The organism is Methylobacterium sp. CM6247, from assembly GCF_054817925.1.
In genome coordinates this window covers 3,714,213-3,733,032 of sequence record NZ_JBTXKX010000003.1, presented here as the reverse complement: position 1 = coordinate 3,733,032, position 18,820 = coordinate 3,714,213, and the positions used below count along the sequence as shown (strand labels likewise).

Sequence of the window (18,820 nt, the reverse complement as noted above, 5' to 3'; positions counted from 1 at the left end):
CCGATACGCTCCGCAACATTGATCAACGAGCCGGGAAAACCGGCCACGCTGTGGAAACCGAAGGGTCTTGGGACATGAAGAAGCGGACGCTGCGGAGCAGCCTCCTCGTTTCGGTAGCGCTGCTGCCGGGCGTCGCCTACGCGCAGGGCACGATCGTCGGCGGCCAGCAGGCCGTGACGCTGCAGGAGCTCGATGTCGTCGCCACCACGCCATCGGCGAGCGTGCGCAGCGCCCAGGGCGTCCTGCTCGGCCAGGAGCGTGACAAGCTTCCCCAGAATACCAGCGTCCTGACATCTGCTGACGTGAACCGGGTCGGCACTCCGAGTGTGCTGCGCGCACTCGACGAGCGGATCGGCTCGATCAGCATCAACAACGCGCAGGGCAACCCCTTTCAGCCGACCATCACCTATCGCGGCTTCGAAGCCTCGCCGCTGGGCGGAAGCCCGCAGGGCGTTGCCGTCTACGTGAACGGCAACCGCTTCAATACCTCGTTCGGCGACACCGTGCAGTGGGACCTCATCCCCGACATCGCCGTCGACCGCATCGAGCTCGAAGGCTCGAACCCGGCCTACGGCCTCAACGCCCTCGGCGGCGCCCTGAGCGTGCAGCTCAAGAACGGCTTCACCTATCAGGGCACCGAATTGAACCTCTCGGGCGGCTCGTTCGGGCGCTTCGGCGGCTCGTTCCAGCACGGACAGCGCTCGGACAATGTCGGCCTCTACATCGCCGGCACCGCGCTCTCGGAGAATGGATGGCGCAAGCACTCGCCCTCGCGCCTGCGCCAGTTCTACGGCGATCTCGGCGTGCAGGCGGAGAAGGGTGAGTTCCACCTCAACTTCATGGGCGCGGTCAACAGCCTGACCGGTAACGGAACCCTGCCGGTCGACCTGCTCGATTTCCGGCGCAACGAGGTCTTCACCTATCCCGACAAGACGCTGAACGCCTTCGGGCGGATCGGGATCTCGGGCAACTACGACATCTCGCCCACGGTCACCCTTTCCGGCAACGCCTATTACGGCCGGTTCGAGCAGAACACTGCCAATGGCGACGCCGCCGAGGTGGAGCGCTGCGAGGAGAACGAGCGCTTCCTCTGCTCGGAAGGTGCCAACGAGGAGCAGTTCTTCCTGCGCGACCGGTTGAACCGCCGCGTCCAGGCGAGCAGCATCCGCACGGCGAACTTCGCCCGGCTTCCGGCCTTCGCCGAGCGGTTCGACGAGGGCGGCCCCTACGCCTTCCTCAACTCGACCCGGACCAACACCGAGAATTTCGGTGTTTCGGTCCAGACCACCGTGCGTGAGACGCTGTTCGGCCTGCCCAACCGCTTCGTCCTCGGCGGTTCGTACGATGGCGGTCGCACGGCCTTCACCGCCGACAATGCCGTTGGCGGCCTGACCTTCGACCGCGGCTTCTACGGGCCCGGCGTTGTCGTGCGCAGCGACGACAACTCGATCACCCCGGTGAGCGTGAAGTCGAGCAACGATTACGGCGGCATCTTCCTGTCGAACAACACCGACCTGACCGACCGCCTGACCCTGACGCTGCAGGGCCGCTTCAACATGGCCAAGATCGTGCTGGAAGATCAGCTCGGCACGGCGCTGAACGGCAACCACTACTTCCAGCGGTTCAACCCTGGCATCGGCGCGAGCTACAAGATCGTGCCCGACTTCCTCACCGTCTATGGCGGGTATGTCGAGGCGAACCGCGCGCCCACCCCGGCCGAGCTCTCCTGCGCCGATCCTCTCGCCCCGTGCTCGCTCACCAACTTCTTCGTCGGCGATCCGCCCTTGAAGCAGGTCATCTCGCGCACGGTCGAGGCGGGTTTCCGCGGCAAGCTGCCCTCGCCGATCGAGCTCGGGGTGCTGAGCTGGAAGGCCGGCGTCTTCCGCGCCCGCAACGAGGATGACATCACCTTCGTGCCGTCCGACATCACCATCGGCCGCGCCTATTTCAAGAATGTCGGTTCCACCCGCCGCCAGGGCGTCGAGGCGAGTCTCGCCATCACCACCCCGGTCTGGAACGCCTTCGTCGATTACGCCTTCGTCGACGCGACCTTCCAGTCGCCGCTGACCTTGGCCTCCGGCGGCAACCCGTTCGCCACCCCGAACCCGGCCCAGCCGGACAATTCGGAAGCCAACCAGATCTTCGTGAGACGCGGCGACAAGCTTCCCGGCGTCGCGCCGCATCAGGTCAAGATCGGTGTCCAGTACATGGTCACGCCGGAATGGAAGGTCGGCGTGCTCGCCCGCGTCGCCACCGGCAAGTTCCTCGTCGGCGACGAATCGAACCTCAACAAGACCACCGGCAACTACGCGGTCATCGGGTTCAACACGAGCTACCGGGTGAGCGAGAATCTGGAGGTCTACGGCTATGTCGAGAACGCGCTGAACGCGAATTACGCGACCTTCGGCACCTTCTCGCCGGTCGGCGAGGTTCCGATCCTGGCCCTGCCCAATGCCAGCTCTAACCGGAGCCTGGCACCCGGCGCGCCGATCGCGGCCTATGGCGGAATGCGCATCTTCTGGTAGGCGCCCTCGAGCCCCTACGTTGGGCCACCGCTCCGGAGACGGAGCGGTGGCCTTTTTTGTCGGTCGCCACATTCGGTCGCCACGTTCGGTCACCATGTGCGGCGGAGTGTCCCGTCAGGGGATGATCGGCCCCGGCTCGACGATGTCGCAGCAACATGCGGGGTGATTCGAGCGTTGGCGTGCCATGTTCGACATCATCGGAAAGCATCGCATGACCAAGGCCCCCAGCGAGACCAGGACGTCCTCGACCAAGGCGCATTCGCCGACTACGGCCTCGCCGCTGATCCGCATCCTCGCGCCCGCCCTCGTCTTCACCGCCATTGCGGGTCCGGCCTTCGCCTCGGCCTGTTCCGACCAGATCGCCACGATCGAGCGTCGCCTCAACAGTTCCGGCGCCGTGTCGGTCACCGGCACCGCCTCGGCCGACGGCAAGGTCGCCACCAACCCGTCGATGGGCCTCGACGCGCCTCCCGGCGGAAAGCCCACCGACGCCTCGACCACTCCCAATGCCAAGAGCATCGACCACGCCCGTCACCTGATCGAGCAGGCGCGCAAGCAGGAAGCGGCCGGCGATGCCAAGGGCTGCGAGAACACGATGACCGAGGCCAAGAAGGCAGCGGGCTCCCTGCCGTAGCACAAGGTCCCATCGCGCCGGCTTTCGGCGCAGGAACGGAAAGAGGCCGCCCTTCGCGATGCGAGGGGCGGCCTCTTTCGTGGTTGGGTCTCACTCTGGACTCGATGAGCCTGACTCATCGAGGTGCGGCCGCGCGGCGGCGGTCATCCGCCGGACCTCACCGCCCCTGACCTATGTGTCAGGGGCGGTGAGGCTGGGTTCAATAGGCGTTCTTGGTGGTGACGAGGGACAGAGGCGTCGCCAGCATGATCTGCACGTCGAACAGGATCGACCAATTCTCGATGTAGTAGAGATCGTGGTCGACGCGGCGCTGGATCTTCTCGTCCGTGTCCGTCTCGCCGCGCCAGCCGTTGATCTGGGCCCAGCCGGTGATGCCGGGCTTGACCTTGTGGCGGGCGAAATACCCATCGACCACCTGGTCGTAGAGGGTGGTGCTGGTCGTGGCCTGAACCGCATGGGGGCGCGGCCCGACCAGGGACAGTTCCCCCTTCAGGACGTTGAACAGCTGCGGCAACTCGTCCAGCGACGTCCTGCGGATGAAGCGGCCGAGGGGCGTGACCCGAGGGTCGCCGCGCGTCACCTGCTTCGACGCGGTGAAATCGGACTGGTCGGCATACATCGACCTGAACTTGTAGACCTCGATCGTCTCGTTGTTGAAGCCGAGACGCTTCTGCCGGAACAGGATCGGACCCGGCGAGGTGACGCGGACGGCGATCGCCAGACCGAGCATGACCGGCGCCAGCACGACCAGCATGGCTGCGCCGACGACGCGATCGAAGATGGCCTTGGTGACGATGTCCCAATCGGCCATCGGCTTGTCGAACACGTCGAGGACCGGGACGGAGCCAAGATAGGAATAGGCCCTCGGGCGCAGCTTGAGCTTCGTCGCCTTGGCGGAGAGGCGGATGTCGATGGGCAGGACCCAGAGCTTGGCGAGCATCTGGAGCAGCCGATCCTCGGCCGCGATCGGAAGCGTGAAGATCACGAGGTCGAGGCGGGTCGAGCGCGCGTAATCCACGAGGTCGCTCACCGTGCCGAGCTTCGGGTAGCCGGCGACGACCGAGGAGGACCGGTTGTCCCCCCGATCGTCGAAGACGCCGACGATGCGGATGCCGGATTCGGTTTCCGCCTCGAGGGAGCGGATGAGCTCTTCCGCCAGCGGACCGCCGCCGACGATGGCCGTGCGCCTGTCGAACTGCCCGCGCAGCATGCGGGCCGTGACGAAGCGGAGGAGGGCGAAGCGTCCTGCGAGGAGCAGGACGAGCCCCAGGCTGTAGAACGTCGCGAGCCAGATCCGGGAATAATGGTCCGCGACCTTGGCGAAGACCATCGCCGTGGCGACGACGAGGAAGGTCAGCGACCAGGCGGCGGTCAGGCGCAGGGCCGGTTTGAAGAAGGTCCGGAAGGCGGCGATCCGGTAACTGCCGAAGATCTGAAACGACGCGACCGCGAGCACGGCCACGGCCAGGATCGCCGTGGAATAGCTCCACCCCAGGCCGACCGTGCCGCCGATCTGAACGCGATGCACGGCAAAGCCGAAGAGGGCGATGAGGAGCAGATCCGCCAGCCGAACGCTGCCCGAGAGCACGACGGGAGACAGCACGCCGCCATGATCGCGCGGCGCCCCGATTTCGGCGGGGGGAATGGTCGACGGGGCAGGGCCATACTGGGACGCATCTCCCGCTTTGGGCTGGCTGGGTTGCCCCGCCGCCTTCAGAAGGTCGCGAACGTCGAAGGCGCTCATCGTTTGCTCTCGTTCAAGCTTTCCGCCGATGCGATGGAAGAGGATGCCAGACCGACATCACGGAACGTTTAACGAGGTTCTGGCCGCCAAAGCATGGCGAAGAGCAAGTCAGCGTCACTGTAGCGGTTCCTTCATCACAGGCAGCGATGCTTCGTGCATCGATTTATCTCGACGCTGCAGGGCGGCGGCATAGCCCGACAGGACATCCGCCCCCATCCGCCGCATGGAGAAGCGTGCCCGCACCGAGTCACTGAGAGCTCGGGCTCGGGCGGCGCCCTCGGCGGTGTCTTCGTCGAGCAGGCGGACAATGGCGTTCTTGAGGGCAACGGGATCTCCGGGTCTGACGAGATCCGTTGCCGCCGTTCCGAAGATTTCCGGGATGCCGCCGACATTGGTGGAGACGAGGGGCTGCTGCGCGGCGGCGGCTTCCAGCACCACGTAGGGCAGGGATTCGGCGAGCGACGGGACTACCATGATCCGTCCCTTCGTCAGGGCGATCCGGATCGGCTGGGGCGGCTCGAACGCCACCGCGCCCGACAGGCCGAGCTTCCGGGCCCGCTCCACGAGCTGGTCTTCATCCGGGCCGGAACCGACCATCAGCAGGCGGGTGGGGCGCCCCTCGGCGCGGAGCGCCACCAGGGTGTCGAGCAGGACCGGGATGCCCTTCGCCTCGCGCAACTCGCCGATATAGAGGAGGTCGTAGGCGTCCGCCTGGTGCAGGACCGGTGCGAACTCCACCTCGTCGATGCCGTTATGGACGATCCGCACGGTATGGGGTCTGCTCCCCACGAAGCGGCCATGCCGACCGGCGACATATTCGCTCTCGAACAGGAACACGTCGGTCCGCGTCGCGAGCAGGCGCTCGACCCCCATATACAGGCGGTGGCGCAGCGTGCCGGGCTTGTAATTGTAGCTGCCGCCATGGGGGGTATAGGCCCTGATCGGCGAGGCTACGCCCGCTGGCAGGCGGGCGATGCGCGCATAAGCGCCACCCTTGGCGCCATGTCCGTGCAGGATCGTGGCGCGGATCTCCGCCGCCCGCCTCGCGACCGCCCGGACCACCACGATGTCCGAAAGATGCGGGTTGCGCCGCATGGGAACCCGGACGATGCCGAGCGCGAGATGGGGCAGGAGCTCGTTCAGAGCCTGGACCGCTCGCTCGCCGCCGGTGGACGCATCGCAGACGAGCCCGATCTCGTGCCCGGCGGCGGACTGGATCCTGATCAGGTCGCAGACGTGGCGGAACAGCCCTCCCACCGGCGCACGGAACACGTGCAGGATGCGATGGACGGCCTCGCCCGCGCTGCTGGCGGGGCTGACGGACAGAACGGAGGCGGACGCACTCACGACGGACAAGCTCCACGCGACGACCATTCCAGCCGAATGGCGGTACGATGTCGACGGACACTGGTCCCCAGAGATGGTGCGATCGTTAAGGGCCATCCGCCTTGGCCTCGATTCGGGCCGGCGAACGCCCTGAAACCTCCCGTTCGGTTAGGCAGCCCCTAACGCACCGTCGTCGATCCCGTATCCTCGCCGTCGCCGAAGCCCTGCACTCGCCTAGGCGTGGAGAAGCCCGCTGGGGCGATAGGAACACCGATCAACAATGCCGCCAGCGCTGCGAGCATGAGTTATCTCGATCTCATCTGACCTGGCGTGGACAGACGAAGGCCCGGATCGGATGGATCCGGGCCGATATCGATCGACGACGTATCGAAGACGAGACGTCCTCAGAAGAAGCGTTCCTTGATGACGATCGTGTCGCCGGGCCTCACCAGATAGGTCATCGGGACGATGCCCGAGACGAGGCCGCTTGGTCCCTCGCGGGTGAGGACGGCGTAGTCGCGGGCCGCCCGCGGTCCGAAGCCCGCCGCGATCGCCACCGCCGTCTCGACGGCCATGCCGTTGACGTAGGGATACTGCCCCGAGGTCGTGACCTCGCCGAGGATGTAGAACGGCCGATAGGCATCCACCTCGACGGTGACATGCGGCTCGCGCACGAAGCCCGCCGCGAGCTTGGCCTCGATGGTCCGGGCGGCCTGGGCCGTCGATTGCCCTCCCACCTTCACGAGACCGATGAGCGGCATGGCGATGCCGCCGGATCCGTCGATCGCATAGATGTTGGACAGGTTGTCCTGGCCGAAGACGATGACGCGCAGCCGGTCGCCGGTGGCGAGCGTATAGCGCCCGCCGATCGATCCGGTGGCGGTGGCGTCGAGCTGCGCGGTCCGGAAGTCGGGACGCAGGCATCCGCCCAGTGCCAGAGTGGAGGTGAGAGCGAGGAGAAGGGAGCGCCGGTTCATCATCCAAGCCGCTAAGAGCAAGTTTCTGCCTCTATTTGTAGGATCATATGGTTAACAAAAACTGATATCGCGGAGGGAATGCGATGCGTTGTGGCCGATCTTAACCGACGATCAATCTTAACGAGTTCTAGTCTTCCGGGAGGCGCCCGATGCGGCGTCCTGCTTTGCGTAAAGATCCTCTCATGCCTCGCTCGCAGCAGCCCGTTTCCACGATCGAGCCGATCCCCCAGCGGGACGAGGGGCTCGGCCTGTCCCAGCTGTTCGGAGTCCTGGCGCGGTCCTGGCGCTGGATCGTCCTTCCCACCGTGGCGGCGGGGATCGGGGCCATCGTTTTCGTGCAGGTCGTTCCGCCCCGCTACACCGGCGAGGCCAAGATCCTGCTGGAGAGCCGCGACGCGAGCTTCGCCCGCACCGCCCAGGAACGCGGCGAACAGCCCCTGGCCATCGACGAACAGGCGGTGGCGAGCCAGGTCCAGGTGGTGATGTCCCGCGATATCGCCCGGGAAGCGATCCGCCGCCTGAAGCTCGTGGGCAATGCCGAATTCGATCCCGAGGTCGACGGCATCGGTCCGGTCCAGCGCGTCCTGATGATGATCGGGCTCACCAAGAACCCGATGGAGCGGGCGCCCGAGGACCGGGTGCTGGAGACCTATTTCGACCGGCTCCTGGTCTACCCGGCCGGCAAGTCCCGCATCCTGACGGTCGAGTTCCGCTCGCGCGATCCGGAACTCGCGGCCAAGGCCGCCAACACCATCGCAGAACTCTACATCGCCTCCCTGGAATCGGCGAAGGTGGACACCGCCCGCTACGCCTCGACCTGGCTCGGCGGCAACATCGATACCCTGCGCACCCGCGTTTCCGAGGCCGAGGCGAAGGTCGAGACCTTCCGAGCCCGCAACGGCCTGATCAGCGGCGGCGGTGGCACCACCAGCCAACCCCTGGGCACCCAGCAGCTCAGCGAATTGTCGACCCAGCTGTCCCAGGCCCGCACGGTCAAGGCCGATCTCACGAGCCGGGCCAAGCTCATCCGCGAAATGATCAAGGACGGCCGCGCCTTCGAAATCCCGGATGTGGCCAACAACGAGGTCATCCGGCGCACGGTGGAGCAGCGCATCACCCTGCGCGGGCAGCTCGCCCTCGAATCGCGGACGCTGATGCCGGCTCATCCCCGCATCAAGGAGCTGACGGCGCAGATCGGCGACCTCGACGCACAGATCAAGGCCACCGCCGACCGGGTGGTGCGGACGATGGAGAACGACGCCCGCATCGCCGAAGCCCGGGTCGACAGCCTGAACGCCGCCGTCGACGCGCAGCGCGAAGTCGTCTCCAAGGGCAATTCCAGCGAGGTCCAGCTTCGCGCCCTCGAGCGCGAGGCGAAGGCGCAGCGCGACCAGCTCGAATCCTATCTCTCGCGCTATCGCGAGGCCTCGGCCCGGGACGCCGAGAGCGCGGCGCCCGCCGATGCCCGCGTGGTCTCCCGCGCCGTGGTGCCACAGGTCCCGTCCTTCCCGAAGAAGCTGCCCATCGTGGCGCTCGCCATCGTGATGACGATGCTGCTCTCCATGGGCGGGGTGGTGGCGCGCCATTTTCTCCGCGATCCCGACGACACCCGCCGCCGGACCGGACCGGACGATCGGGCCACCGAGCCCACTCCCTTCACCTTCCCGGAAGCCTCCGTGGCCCTGTCGCGGAGCGGTCCCGCCGCCTCCCTCTATGAAGCGCCGCTGACCGCCCGCGTTGCCGTGCCCATCACCGCCGCCACCGCATCCGCCGCGGAACCGGCGCCGATTCCGGTGCGTGAGGAAACAGCCGGAGAGGCGGGCCGGTCGCCCGTCTCCAGCTACGATCTCCAGGCCCTCATCCATCTCCTGCGCGAGCGGATCGGCCGCAACGGCGGAAGCATCCTGGTCGCGGAGACCGACACGGCCGCCGACCGGCAACTCGCCGCGATCCTGGCGGAGGCCCTGGCGGCGGGCGGGCGCGTTCTGATCGTGGACGTCAACGGCCCGGCCTCACCGTCGGACGATGCCGGCCTCACCGACCTCGTTGCGGGTGAGGCTGCCTTCCTCGATGTGATCCGATCGGTGGCCTCGGTGCGCAGGCTCCACGCCATCCCGCGCGGCTTCGTCGATTGCAACATTCTCACGGACGAGCCGGAAGCGCTGGCCATCGCCCTGGACGCCCTGGCCCAGAGCTACGACTGGGTCGTCTATCGCCTCGGCGAGGCCCTGTCGCAGGAGGCCCAAGACCTGCTGGAGGCCATGGCGGGCCGGATGAACGCCATCGTCATCGCGTCCGACAAGTCCCCCGAAGATCCCGAACTCGTCTCGCTCCACGGCCTGGCCGAACGGGCGGGGGCCGGCACGATCCTCGTCGCCGGTGAGCAGACCGAGAGCGAGGGTGCCGCCGGGGGGAAGCCGGGAAGCGGCCTCAGGCTTTCGGCGGCGTAAGACCGACATCTTGCGGATGGGCTGCTGCCGCGCGGCCGCAGGTTCGGCCCGGATGACCAGCGCCGATGCCGCGTCCGGGTTCCTGGGCGATGCCCTTAAGGATTCGCCTCGCCGGCGGCGCTGCCGTGGCGAGCCGGGCGGTGGAGCGCCTTCCGAACCGCCTTCGCCAGACGCGCCAGGCGCTGGCTGCGCTTGATCCGGCGCTTGAGCCGGGTGGCGGCCATGGCCGGAATGGCGAAGAGATGGCCGCGCAGAGTGACGGCGATGGTCACTTCACCGAGCTGGATCGTCTCGTCGCAGATATTGGCCTTGTAGCGGGCCTCCCCGACTCCGAGATCGAAGCTGCGGCGGCCCCGTTCGGTCTGATCGCGGATGAGGTGGTGCAGCAGGATGTCACCGGGACTCGACCGCCCCACCGTGGGTGTCTGGTCGAAGGAGGTCATCATGCCGCTGTAGCGCGTCTCGCTCACCGCACCGGCGAAGGTCGCGAAGACCTGCCCGGTGTTGCACGCCACCAAGGCGGCGACCTCGATCGCCGCGCCCCGAACCTCGTTCGGATCGTCCTGCCGGCAGGCGCCGGTGGCGATGAAGCGGCGTATCCCCTCATCGGCATAGGGGTCGGCGATGTTCATGGCGGCGAACCGCGAGGCCTTCTGGGCGAAAAAGGCGGAGAGGTACGTCCTCACCTCATCGGCATTCGAGGCTACGCGGTACTCCACCGGGCCGAAGGCCTCGATCAGCTTCTTCTCCTTCGAGCGCATCTTCTTGCGCGCGTCGGCGCTGAAGACGCGCTTGGCGGTGGTCTCCGCGTCGGGGCCGAGGATCAGGCCATAGGCGTCGCTGACGGCCGGCGCGGCGTGGAGGCTCAAGGGATTGGCCGCGCCGTCCCAGAAGCGCGGCTGATGCCCGAGGAGATAGACGTCGATCCCGGCCTCGCGCCCGACCCGGCGCAGGAGCTCGACGAGATCCTCGGCGCGCATGGACGCGGCCTCGCGGGAGGCGAACATCGGCATGTGATAGTTCGCGTGCTTGCAGCCGATCACCCGCGCCACGCGGACCCCGCGTTCGCGCGCGACCTGGAGCGGCAGGATCACGCGGGGCCGTCCGCCGGGATCGCGCAGCACGATGACCCGTAGGGAGGCGTCCTGTTCCTCCGGGGTGCAGCCGAGCTTCGCCGAGACGAAGGCCGAGACCCAGTCGAATCGCTGATAGGGAGTCGACAGCGCGGCGGGATCGCTCTCGACGCTCCGCCACAGAGCCTCGACGCTCGCCAGATCGCGAAACACCTCCGGAACAAGCCGCCCGCGGACGCGCTCCTGCATCATGCCGACTCCGGTGAGATCGTGAACAAGGACCCTCATCACCGCCTCCCCATCATCGGCACCTAGCGCTCCGGCTCTTAAGCGCTGGTGACGATGGGAAACGGCAAGCCATCATTGTGCGATGTGGGTAACGAAACCTTGCGGGTTCAGGATCGAAAAGTCATCCCCGCCACGCCTCCGCTCCGGTGACGTCCATGCCCTCGGCCGAGTTTCGTCACCGCCTGTTCGATGCGGGGTTTCGCGCCATCGTGGCTTCCGGGGCCGACCGTTGGCTGAAGCGCGTCGCGCAAGGGCACGGTCTGATCCTCACCTTCCACCATGTCGATCCGGCCCCCGCGGGGGCCTATGCCCCCAACGGCCTGCTCTCGATCACGCCGGATTTCCTCGACGCGGTGCTGGGCACGCTGGTCTCGCAGGGGTTCGACGTGATCGGCCTCGATTCCGTGGCCGAGAGGCTCGTCCGGCCCGCCGGGGACAGGCCCTTCGTCGTCCTGACCTTCGACGACGGCTATCGCGACAACGCCCGGTACGCCGTTCCCCTCCTGAGACGTCATCGCGTTCCCTGGACGCTCTTCGTCACGAGTGACTTCGCCGAGGGGAGGGGGCGCCTGTGGTGGATCGAACTCGAACGGGCGATCGGCCGTCTCGACCGGGTGCGGGTTCCTGCCGACGAGGCGCCGGCCGTCGATCTGCCCGCCGCCACGGCGGAGGAGAAGATGGCGGCCTTCGCCGCGCTCTACCGCCGCCTGCGCGCAGGATCGGAGGAGCGCCTCCTGTCCGCCATTGCCGTTCTCTGCGACGAGGCCGGAATCGGGGTCGGGCGTATGGCGGAGGAACTCTGCCTATCATGGGAGGAGCTGCGCGGCCTCTCATCCGATCCACTTCTGACTATCGGGGCCCATACCATCACCCATCCGATGCTGGCGAAGCACGGCGAGGCACGGGTACGCCGGGAGATCGGGGAGGGCAGGGCACGGATCGAGCGTGAGATCGGCCGGCCGGTCAGGCACCTGTCCTATCCGGTGGGGGATCCGACCTCGGCCGGGATGCGGGAATTCGCAATCGCCCGCGAGACCGGTTTCGACACGGCCGTGACGACCCGCCCCGGCCATCTCTTCCCCGGCCATGCCGACCATCTCCACGCCCTTCCGAGGGTCTCGGTGAACGGGTTGCATCAGTCGAGGGCGGCGCTCTCCGCGCTGCTGTCGGGTGTCCCGTTCCTCGCCTGGAATCGCGGGCGGCGGCTCAATGTCGAGTAAGACCGATCGACTGAGCCCGGTCGGGCCGGTCCCGCGCGGTGCCGGTCAATGCCGCCGGCGGCGGCGATAGGACGAGCGGCTCTCGCTTCCTCCGACGGTGAAGCTGGCGCTCTGGCGGCCCTGGCGGGTGTAGCGTCCGCGCCTGCCGCGCTGGCCCTTGCGGGTCTCCTGCGCCGGCTCGTCGGCCATGGGGAGCGATTCGGTGCTGACCGGCGGGACGGCGGCGAGCGCCGTCGCGACGGACGAGGAGGCCGATCCACCGTCGCTGCCCCCGCCCCCGCCGCCGACATTCTTGGCGGCCGGCCCGAACATCGCGAGGCACTGATTGTAGGCGAGGTCGTTCTTGAGGCGCTCGCATTCCGCCATCGAGCGAGGCGCATTCTGTGCCGAGGCTGGCGTGCCGAGAGCCGGAAGAGCGGCGCAGCCGAAGCCTACGAGCAGGAAAGACGCGAGGAATCGGTTCATGGGGCGGAGGATCTTGGCCTGGATCTGACGAAACGTCGAAGCTTGCCCAAGCCTGTGGCTGCCGAGTGCGGCGAAATCCCGGCGTCGGGGGAAATCCTCAGCGGGCTCGCGTTGGCAAGCCAACGCTTCACCTCGCTTAAGTCATTGAAGTGTCACAGGTTTCAGGACGCAAAACCGGTGACCACTTTTGCTAAACCTGCTTAGGGTTCAGTGCCCGCCATCGACATCCTTTCGCTCCATCCAGCGGATCAGCGGCATCAGGGGGAAGATCCAGGCGATGCCGAGGAAGGCGTAGAGGATGGCCTGCACGGCCGGAGGCGTTTGCGAGATGCGGCTGTCGGCCAGCGCCATGGCGAGGGGCGCATAGAGCGCCACGAAGGCGAGCATGCCGATCGTGCCGAGCAGCGTGCGGGTGCGGCGGCGCATGGGCGCTCTCCTGGCATGGGACTTCTCCCCGGCAGGGAAGTCCGGCGGTGACGTCCATCGACTGTTGTGCAATCGGTCCGCCGGGGTTAGGCCGACCGCCCCGGCAAGGCAATTGCCGCTCGCGCCGCATCCAAGCCTTCTGCGGCCCAAGCCCTCTGCGGCCCTCGGCGCCGTTGCCCCCGTGGCCGCGCATGCGTAACGCAGGGGCGCAGGCACGGGACACCCGCGCCGATCCCGACACCACGCGAGCCCCTACCGCGATGCCTACACGCGAAACCACCTCGACCGCACCGGTCCGTTCCACGAACCCGGTCCGCGTCTGGCTCTACACCCTGGCGATCCTCGTCGTGGCCATGGTCGCCGTCGGCGGCGCCACCCGCCTGACCGGATCGGGCTTGTCGATCACCGAATGGCGGCCGGTGACGGGCGTGGTCCCCCCGGTCTCCGAACAGGCCTGGGCGGCCGAGTTCGACAAGTACAAGGACACGCCGCAATACCGTATCCTCAACCAGGGCATGGGGTTGTCGGACTTCAAGGTCATCTATGCCTGGGAATGGGGCCACCGCCTGCTCGGGCGCATCCTCGGGCTCGCCTTCTTCCTCCCGCTCCTGGTGTTCTGGTGGCGCGGCCTCGTCGACCGGCGCCTCGGATACGGGCTCCTCGCCCTCGGCGCCCTCGGCGGTCTTCAGGGCGCCATCGGCTGGATCATGGTCGCCTCCGGTCTCCAGCCGGGAATGACGGCGGTGGCGCCCCTGAAGCTCGCCCTGCACCTGACCACGGCGAGCCTGATCCTGGCCGGCCTCGTCTGGCTGGCGGCCGGGTTGCGGTCCGGCCCATCGGAGCCGGCACCGGGTCGCCTGAGGATCATTGCAGCCCTGCTGCCGGTCCTCGTCCTGGTCCAGATCGGCCTCGGCGGTCTCGTCGCCGGGTCGAAGGCCGGACTCGTGCACAATACCTGGCCCGACATGGACGGCGTTCTGGTGCCGAACGCCTCCGAATTGTTCGCCGTCAGCCCGTGGATCGAGAATTTCGTCGACAACGTCACCCTGGTTCAGTTCAACCACCGCCTGATGGCCTATCTCCTTCTGGCGGCAGCGCTGTTCCATGCCGTCGATGCGAGCCGGCGGCTTCCCGCGAGTGGCACAGCCCGCCGCGCCATCGGCATCGCGGGCTTGACTGCGGCACAGGCGGGACTGGGCATCGTCACTCTCCTGCTGGCGGTGCCGCTCTGGGCGGGCCTCGCCCATCAGGTCTTCGCCATGGCGGTCCTGATGATGGCGACGGTGCATGCACGGCTGAGCCGCGGCGCAACCCGGCGCACCCTGGCATCTCCCGCCGGCGCGACCACCGCCTTCGGCTTCGAGGGCATGACGGGCCGAGGCGCTTAGGCCCTCGCGGAACGCGTCGTAGCGGAGGCCGGACGGCTCGGTGCGCCGGCCTCTCACTCGCGAACGATGGGGACCTGACCCGACCCTGTTTCCGGACGTTTGCAGAGCGAAGGCTGCTGCATCGCACAGACCGTTTCACCGCGATGCAGGATAAGAAAAGGCGGATTGGCCGGATGCTTGCACCCTGCCAGCCACCATCGGCGAGCGTCCCCCTCGGCCATTTTTTGTTGCGTTGCAGCGAAACTAAGCTTGGGGTTGTGCCGTTAGCCGATGTGTCGATGGCGCCGTGAGAGCGGAGCCCGGCAGCGTCACGCCACAACCGAAAGGCCGTCCAGCATGCACGACCAACGCCTCGTGTCGGAAGAGCAGGTACTCGTTGAGCGCGACCAGACGGTACGCGAAGGTGCCGACGTGGAGGGGACGAGCCACGCGCGGACCCGGAAGGTCGTCGTCGGCCTCACGGGACTTCTCGGAGCGGCCTGGGCCGTCGTCCTCGCGAGCCGCTTCACGACCTTCTCCTTCTAGGAATCCTCCCACCAGGAAAATATGCAGGAATCAGGTAGGCGGCGGTTCACGATGCTCGCCGCCTACGCAGTTCGAATAGGGAACGAGTCCGCCCCTTCGGTGCTTAAGCTTAGGTTAGGAAAGTTCGGAGTCAGCGATGTTCCTGGCTGAGGACGGTAGACCCATCGGACTGACCTGGAACTACACCCGCCGGGAGCTGATGGCGGATGCCGCCGTGCATATCGCCGGCATCGCGTTCGGTGTGGCGGGCTCGATCGCCATCGTCATCCTGGCGGCGATGGCCCCGCTGGATTGGACCGAGCGAGCGGCCGTCGCGGTCTATGCCGCCGCCCTGGTGTCGATGCTCGGTGTGTCGGCCACCTACAACATGTGGCCCGTAGGGCGCCGCAAGTGGATCCTGCGCCGAGCCGACCACGCCCTCATCTACCTGATGATCGCGGGCACCTACACGCCTCTCGTCGCCCTGGTCGGGCGCGGATCGACGGCCTGGATGCTGCTCGCCTTCATCTGGGTGCTGGCGGGAATCGGCATCGCCCTGAAGCTTCTCATGCCCGGCCGTTTCGACCGGGCCGCCATCGGCCTCTACCTGCTCCTCGGATGGAGCGGCGTCGCCACCTACGAATCGGTGATCGGCGCACTGAACCCCGAGGCGCTCTGGCTTCTGGCGATCGGCGGCGTACTCTACTCGGCCGGGGTCATCTTCCACGTCTGGCGCAGCCTGCCGTTCCAGAACGCGATCTGGCACGCCTTCGTCCTCGCCGCCACGGCCTGCCATTACGGCACCGTCCTCACCAGCGTGATGAGCGCCGCTCCCTAGGCGGCGCTCAGTGGCACGTCCCCCGACTTCCCGGTTCTTCGCCTACTTCCCGTTGCAGAGACCCTGCCCGGAAAGTCGGTTGTGTTCGCGCGGATCGCAATCCGTAGCCAGGAACGAGGCCCATTCCGCGGTGGTGCCGTAGAATGCGTTCCGGTCCACGTCACCGCGCACGCCGGGAACCCGGCCCGTGGAGGTGAACTGCCACAGCATCCACTTCCGCTTGGCGAAGCGCTGCTCGGGCTCGGCCGCCGTGGAGCGGACCCAGTGCGGATAGTCGAGCAACTCGTCCTCGAGCACGTCCTTATGGAAGGTGATGTCGGTATAGATGATCGGCCGCTTGCCGGTGTAGCGCTCCATCTCGTCGAGCATGTAGCGCATCATCGCCAGCGCCTGGGCCTTCGGCAGCTTCTTCGGGCAGAGCTGCGAATGGCCGTTCCATTCCACGTCGAGGACGGGGGGCAGGGCGGTGGGATCGTTGGGGACGTTCTTCTTGAACCACTCCACCTGATCCTGGGCCGAGCGGCACCAGAACACGAAATGGTAGGCTCCGCGCGGCACGCCGGCCTTGGCGGCTCCCTCCCAATTGGCGCGGAAGCGTTCGTCCACGTGGTCGCCGCCCTCCGTCGCCTTGATGAAGGCGAACTGCGTGCCGGCTCCGCGCACCGAGGCCCAGTCGATCGGCCCCTGCCATTTCGAGATGTCGATGCCCTGGATCGGGTGCTGCTTGGCACGGGCGACCCCCGGATGGGGCTTCACATCACCCTTTGTGGGATAGAAGTCGCTCTGGTTGCCGGCGCAGGCCGCGAGCGTCGCGAGCAGGGCGGCGGTCAGCGAGCGTTTGGCCCAGTGCATCGCGGCGTTGCGTGGCATCACGGCCAAGTCTGTCGGGGCGATCCCGTTCTCAAGCGACATTGATGCCCGGTCCACCGTTCTCACGCGCTACACTCATGGGTAAGGGATGGCCCCGTGCGGTTAACAGAGCTTTGACGGCAATGCGGCGGAATTCCGGAACTCGTTGCGGGCGAACCACATAGGGTGGATTCAGGCGCTTTCGCCGCAGGCCGGTCGCGGATGCTAAGTCCCGAGCCGATCAGGCATTTCGAGGGGAGGGGAGTCTGGGCAAGGTTTTGTTCACCATCGGTTACGAAGGGCTGGATTCCGAGCGTTTCGTGGCGACTTTGAAGGATGCCGGCGTCGCGACGCTGGCCGACGTTCGCGCGGTGGCCAATTCGCGCAAGCGCGGCTTCTCGAAGAACGCGCTGAAGACGAGCCTGGAAGAGGCGGGCCTCACCTATGCGCATGCGCGGGAACTCGGCACGCCGAAGGCCGGGAGAGAGGCTGCGAGGGCCCATGATGCCGCGCTGATGCGTCGGATCTACTGCGAAGAGGTGCTCGACACCGCCGATGGCGGGCTCGCCCTCGCCGCCCTGTGCGAGGTCGCCTCGCGGGCGCCGACCTGCCTCCTCTGCTTCGAGCGCGACCCGGAGCGATGCCACCGCCGTGTCCTGGCCGAACGACTGGAAGCGAACGGTTTCAGGACGGTCGACCTGTTCGGATAACACCGTCCCATGACTTGCCCGCGTAAGGCCGGTTCCGACCGAGCGGAGTCGTTGACAATCTAGAGTTCTGTTGCCCACATGTTTCTCGACCATGAATGGTGGTCGGATTCTCCGGCGAGAACGCGGGTGACGCGCAAATCCCTCGATCAGACCCTCGGCTTCCTCCGTTCCCTCGACCGGACGGCGAGCGGCGAGGACGTCGCCCGGGTTCTGGCGGCGGAACTGGCGGATCTCGGCGTCGCTCATATCATGGCGGCCACGGTGCCGGTACGGGGCACGTCCGTCCGCCAGCAGCGCGGCCACGTCCTGCTCAACACCTTCCCGATGGAATGGGGCCGGCGCTACCTGACGCGCGGCTATGCCTTCCACGACCCCACGGTGCAGCGCCTCGGCTACTTGACCGCGCCCTTCGCCTGGAGCGACGCCACCGATGAGCATGCCGACGATCCCCTGGCGCGCAGGGTGATGGACGAGGCTGCGGATTTCCATCTGCGCGACGGCCTGACGATCCCGCTGATGACCCTCGACGGCGAGACCGCCGGGTTCAGCGTCTCGGGCGAGCGCCTCGCCATCGATCCGGCGGATCGCGGCATGCTCCAACTGATCGCCACCTACGCGTTCGGCCACCTGCTGCTGCTGAACGGGCAGAGCCCGGCGGCCTCCGCGCGCCTCGCCCCGCGCGAGCGCGAGGCCCTGCAATGGGCGGCCGAAGGCAAGACCGATTGGGAGATCGGCGAGGTCATGGGGATTTCCGCCCATGGCGTCGATTTCCACCTGCGCTCCGCCCGCGCCAAGCTCGGCACCGCTAACCGCACCCAGGCCGTCGCCATCGCCCTGCGGCGGGGGCTCATCATCTGATGGGCTCGAGGCCGGACATTCGATAGTCTCGCGCGAGCTCAACCTCGCGAGAGGAGTCGACGATGCCCAAGGTCAGCACCTGCCTGTGGTTCGGGAGGGATATCGAGGCGGCGGTCGGCCTCTACGTCTCCCTCGTCCCCGATTCGCGGATCGACCATGTCCAGCGCTCGCCTGGACCCTGGCCGGGCGGGGAGGCGGGCGATGCGCTGCTGGTGGCCTTCATCCTCGGCGGACAGAGCTTTCAGGCTCTGAACGGAGGCGCCACGGCCGATTACGGCACTGCCGCTTCGATCTCGGTGGCCTGCGCCGACCAGGACGAAGTCGACCGGTTATGGGCGGCGCTCACGGCGGATGGCGGGGCCGAGATCATGTGCGGCTGGCTCAGGGACAAGTGGGGAGTGCCCTGGCAGATCGTGCCCACGATCCTCCCCCGGCTGCTGGCCGACCCCGATCCGGCCGTGGCGAGCCGGGTCTTCTCCGCCATGCAGGACATGGTCAAGCTCGACATCGCCGCCCTCGAGCGCGCGGCCGCCGGCTGAACCGGA

At 67.3% G+C, this 18,820-nt stretch carries 17 protein-coding genes; 10 read left to right on the top strand and 7 right to left on the bottom strand.

The features are described 5' to 3' along the window. Positions 1-74 precede the first annotated feature (74 nt). Complete coding sequence (locus ACYQOP_RS18495) at positions 75-2,525, top strand: TonB-dependent receptor (protein WP_461223400.1); 2,451 nt, start codon at positions 75-77, stop codon at positions 2,523-2,525. Positions 2,526-2,736: 211 nt separating this feature from the next. After that, positions 2,737-3,159, top strand: coding sequence for a hypothetical protein (locus ACYQOP_RS18490; RefSeq protein ID WP_244478121.1), 423 nt, complete (start codon positions 2,737-2,739; stop codon positions 3,157-3,159). 199 nt (positions 3,160-3,358) lie between these two features. On the opposite strand, the gene ACYQOP_RS18485 is transcribed toward ACYQOP_RS18490, so the two are convergent. From ACYQOP_RS18485 to ACYQOP_RS18475, 3 genes are all read right to left on the bottom strand, one after another. Then, positions 3,359-4,903 (bottom strand): undecaprenyl-phosphate glucose phosphotransferase, encoded by a 1,545-nt coding sequence (locus ACYQOP_RS18485; protein ID WP_461223399.1) that lies wholly within the window; start codon positions 4,901-4,903, stop codon positions 3,359-3,361. A gap of 114 nt (positions 4,904-5,017) precedes the next feature. Continuing rightward, the gene (locus ACYQOP_RS18480) at positions 5,018-6,277 is read right to left on the bottom strand and encodes a glycosyltransferase family 4 protein (protein ID WP_461223398.1); all 1,260 of its coding nucleotides are present in this window, start codon (positions 6,275-6,277) and stop codon (positions 5,018-5,020) included. Positions 6,278-6,633: 356 nt separating this feature from the next. Beyond that, positions 6,634-7,206, bottom strand: coding sequence for a polysaccharide biosynthesis/export family protein (locus ACYQOP_RS18475; protein WP_207413133.1), 573 nt, complete (start codon positions 7,204-7,206; stop codon positions 6,634-6,636). Positions 7,207-7,388: 182 nt separating this feature from the next. Between ACYQOP_RS18475 and ACYQOP_RS18470 the strand changes: the two genes are divergently transcribed. After that, positions 7,389-9,656, top strand: a complete 2,268-nt coding sequence (locus tag ACYQOP_RS18470; protein WP_461223397.1) for a GumC family protein — start codon at positions 7,389-7,391, stop codon at positions 9,654-9,656. A gap of 95 nt (positions 9,657-9,751) precedes the next feature. Here the strand turns inward: ACYQOP_RS18470 and ACYQOP_RS18465 are convergent, their stop codons facing one another. Next, the gene (locus ACYQOP_RS18465; protein ID WP_311275171.1) at positions 9,752-11,017 is read right to left on the bottom strand and encodes a GNAT family N-acetyltransferase; all 1,266 of its coding nucleotides are present in this window, start codon (positions 11,015-11,017) and stop codon (positions 9,752-9,754) included. A gap of 155 nt (positions 11,018-11,172) precedes the next feature. Between ACYQOP_RS18465 and ACYQOP_RS18460 the strand changes: the two genes are divergently transcribed. Then, positions 11,173-12,237, top strand: a complete 1,065-nt coding sequence (locus ACYQOP_RS18460; RefSeq protein WP_461223396.1) for a polysaccharide deacetylase family protein — start codon at positions 11,173-11,175, stop codon at positions 12,235-12,237. 45 nt (positions 12,238-12,282) lie between these two features. Here the strand turns inward: ACYQOP_RS18460 and ACYQOP_RS18455 are convergent, their stop codons facing one another. Beyond that, entirely contained in the window at positions 12,283-12,702 is a 420-nt protein-coding gene (locus ACYQOP_RS18455) for a hypothetical protein (protein ID WP_207413100.1), read from the bottom strand. 207 nt (positions 12,703-12,909) lie between these two features. After that, the gene (locus ACYQOP_RS18450) at positions 12,910-13,128 is read right to left on the bottom strand and encodes a DUF2842 domain-containing protein (RefSeq protein ID WP_461223395.1); all 219 of its coding nucleotides are present in this window, start codon (positions 13,126-13,128) and stop codon (positions 12,910-12,912) included. A 260-nt stretch (positions 13,129-13,388) separates the two neighbouring features. Between ACYQOP_RS18450 and ACYQOP_RS18445 the strand changes: the two genes are divergently transcribed. From ACYQOP_RS18445 to trhA, 3 genes are all read left to right on the top strand, one after another. After that, entirely contained in the window at positions 13,389-14,516 is a 1,128-nt protein-coding gene (locus tag ACYQOP_RS18445; RefSeq protein ID WP_461223394.1) for a COX15/CtaA family protein, read from the top strand. 336 nt (positions 14,517-14,852) lie between these two features. Further along, complete coding sequence (locus tag ACYQOP_RS18440; RefSeq protein ID WP_461223393.1) at positions 14,853-15,041, top strand: hypothetical protein; 189 nt, start codon at positions 14,853-14,855, stop codon at positions 15,039-15,041. A 136-nt stretch (positions 15,042-15,177) separates the two neighbouring features. Continuing rightward, complete coding sequence (gene trhA / locus ACYQOP_RS18435; RefSeq protein WP_207413097.1) at positions 15,178-15,858, top strand: PAQR family membrane homeostasis protein TrhA; 681 nt, start codon at positions 15,178-15,180, stop codon at positions 15,856-15,858. A gap of 42 nt (positions 15,859-15,900) precedes the next feature. Here trhA and ACYQOP_RS18430 read toward each other — a convergent pair whose 3' ends face one another. Next, the gene (locus ACYQOP_RS18430; protein ID WP_461225374.1) at positions 15,901-16,728 is read right to left on the bottom strand and encodes a glycoside hydrolase family 25 protein; all 828 of its coding nucleotides are present in this window, start codon (positions 16,726-16,728) and stop codon (positions 15,901-15,903) included. Positions 16,729-16,973: 245 nt separating this feature from the next. On the opposite strand from ACYQOP_RS18430, the gene ACYQOP_RS18425 reads away from it, so the two are divergent. From ACYQOP_RS18425 to ACYQOP_RS18415, 3 genes are all read left to right on the top strand, one after another. After that, positions 16,974-17,417, top strand: a complete 444-nt coding sequence (locus ACYQOP_RS18425; RefSeq protein ID WP_419952605.1) for a DUF488 domain-containing protein — start codon at positions 16,974-16,976, stop codon at positions 17,415-17,417. Between the two features lie 126 nt (positions 17,418-17,543). Continuing rightward, positions 17,544-18,275, top strand: coding sequence for an autoinducer binding domain-containing protein (locus tag ACYQOP_RS18420; RefSeq protein ID WP_461223392.1), 732 nt, complete (start codon positions 17,544-17,546; stop codon positions 18,273-18,275). Between the two features lie 62 nt (positions 18,276-18,337). Further along, a complete protein-coding gene (locus tag ACYQOP_RS18415; protein WP_461223391.1) occupies positions 18,338-18,814 on the top strand; it encodes a VOC family protein in 477 nt (158 codons plus the stop codon). The last annotated feature ends 6 nt before the right edge of the window (positions 18,815-18,820 follow it).

What these genes read in the sequence shown, in the direction of transcription:
- ACYQOP_RS18495 (WP_461223400.1), top strand. Translation starts at nt 75, where the DNA reads ATGAAGAAGCGGACGCTGCGGAGCAGCCTCCTCGTTTCGGTAGCGCTG.
- ACYQOP_RS18490 (WP_244478121.1), top strand. Translation starts at nt 2,737, where the DNA reads ATGACCAAGGCCCCCAGCGAGACCAGGACGTCCTCGACCAAGGCGCAT.
- ACYQOP_RS18485 (WP_461223399.1), bottom strand. Translation starts at nt 4,903, where the DNA reads ATGAGCGCCTTCGACGTTCGCGACCTTCTGAAGGCGGCGGGGCAACCC.
- ACYQOP_RS18480 (WP_461223398.1), bottom strand. Translation starts at nt 6,277, where the DNA reads ATGGTCGTCGCGTGGAGCTTGTCCGTCGTGAGTGCGTCCGCCTCCGTT.
- ACYQOP_RS18475 (WP_207413133.1), bottom strand. Translation starts at nt 7,206, where the DNA reads ATGAACCGGCGCTCCCTTCTCCTCGCTCTCACCTCCACTCTGGCACTG.
- ACYQOP_RS18470 (WP_461223397.1), top strand. Translation starts at nt 7,389, where the DNA reads ATGCCTCGCTCGCAGCAGCCCGTTTCCACGATCGAGCCGATCCCCCAG.
- ACYQOP_RS18465 (WP_311275171.1), bottom strand. Translation starts at nt 11,017, where the DNA reads ATGAGGGTCCTTGTTCACGATCTCACCGGAGTCGGCATGATGCAGGAG.
- ACYQOP_RS18460 (WP_461223396.1), top strand. Translation starts at nt 11,173, where the DNA reads ATGCCCTCGGCCGAGTTTCGTCACCGCCTGTTCGATGCGGGGTTTCGC.
- ACYQOP_RS18455 (WP_207413100.1), bottom strand. Translation starts at nt 12,702, where the DNA reads ATGAACCGATTCCTCGCGTCTTTCCTGCTCGTAGGCTTCGGCTGCGCC.
- ACYQOP_RS18450 (WP_461223395.1), bottom strand. Translation starts at nt 13,128, where the DNA reads ATGCGCCGCCGCACCCGCACGCTGCTCGGCACGATCGGCATGCTCGCC.
- ACYQOP_RS18445 (WP_461223394.1), top strand. Translation starts at nt 13,389, where the DNA reads ATGCCTACACGCGAAACCACCTCGACCGCACCGGTCCGTTCCACGAAC.
- ACYQOP_RS18440 (WP_461223393.1), top strand. Translation starts at nt 14,853, where the DNA reads ATGCACGACCAACGCCTCGTGTCGGAAGAGCAGGTACTCGTTGAGCGC.
- trhA (WP_207413097.1), top strand. Translation starts at nt 15,178, where the DNA reads ATGTTCCTGGCTGAGGACGGTAGACCCATCGGACTGACCTGGAACTAC.
- ACYQOP_RS18430 (WP_461225374.1), bottom strand. Translation starts at nt 16,728, where the DNA reads ATGCCACGCAACGCCGCGATGCACTGGGCCAAACGCTCGCTGACCGCC.
- ACYQOP_RS18415 (WP_461223391.1), top strand. Translation starts at nt 18,338, where the DNA reads ATGCCCAAGGTCAGCACCTGCCTGTGGTTCGGGAGGGATATCGAGGCG.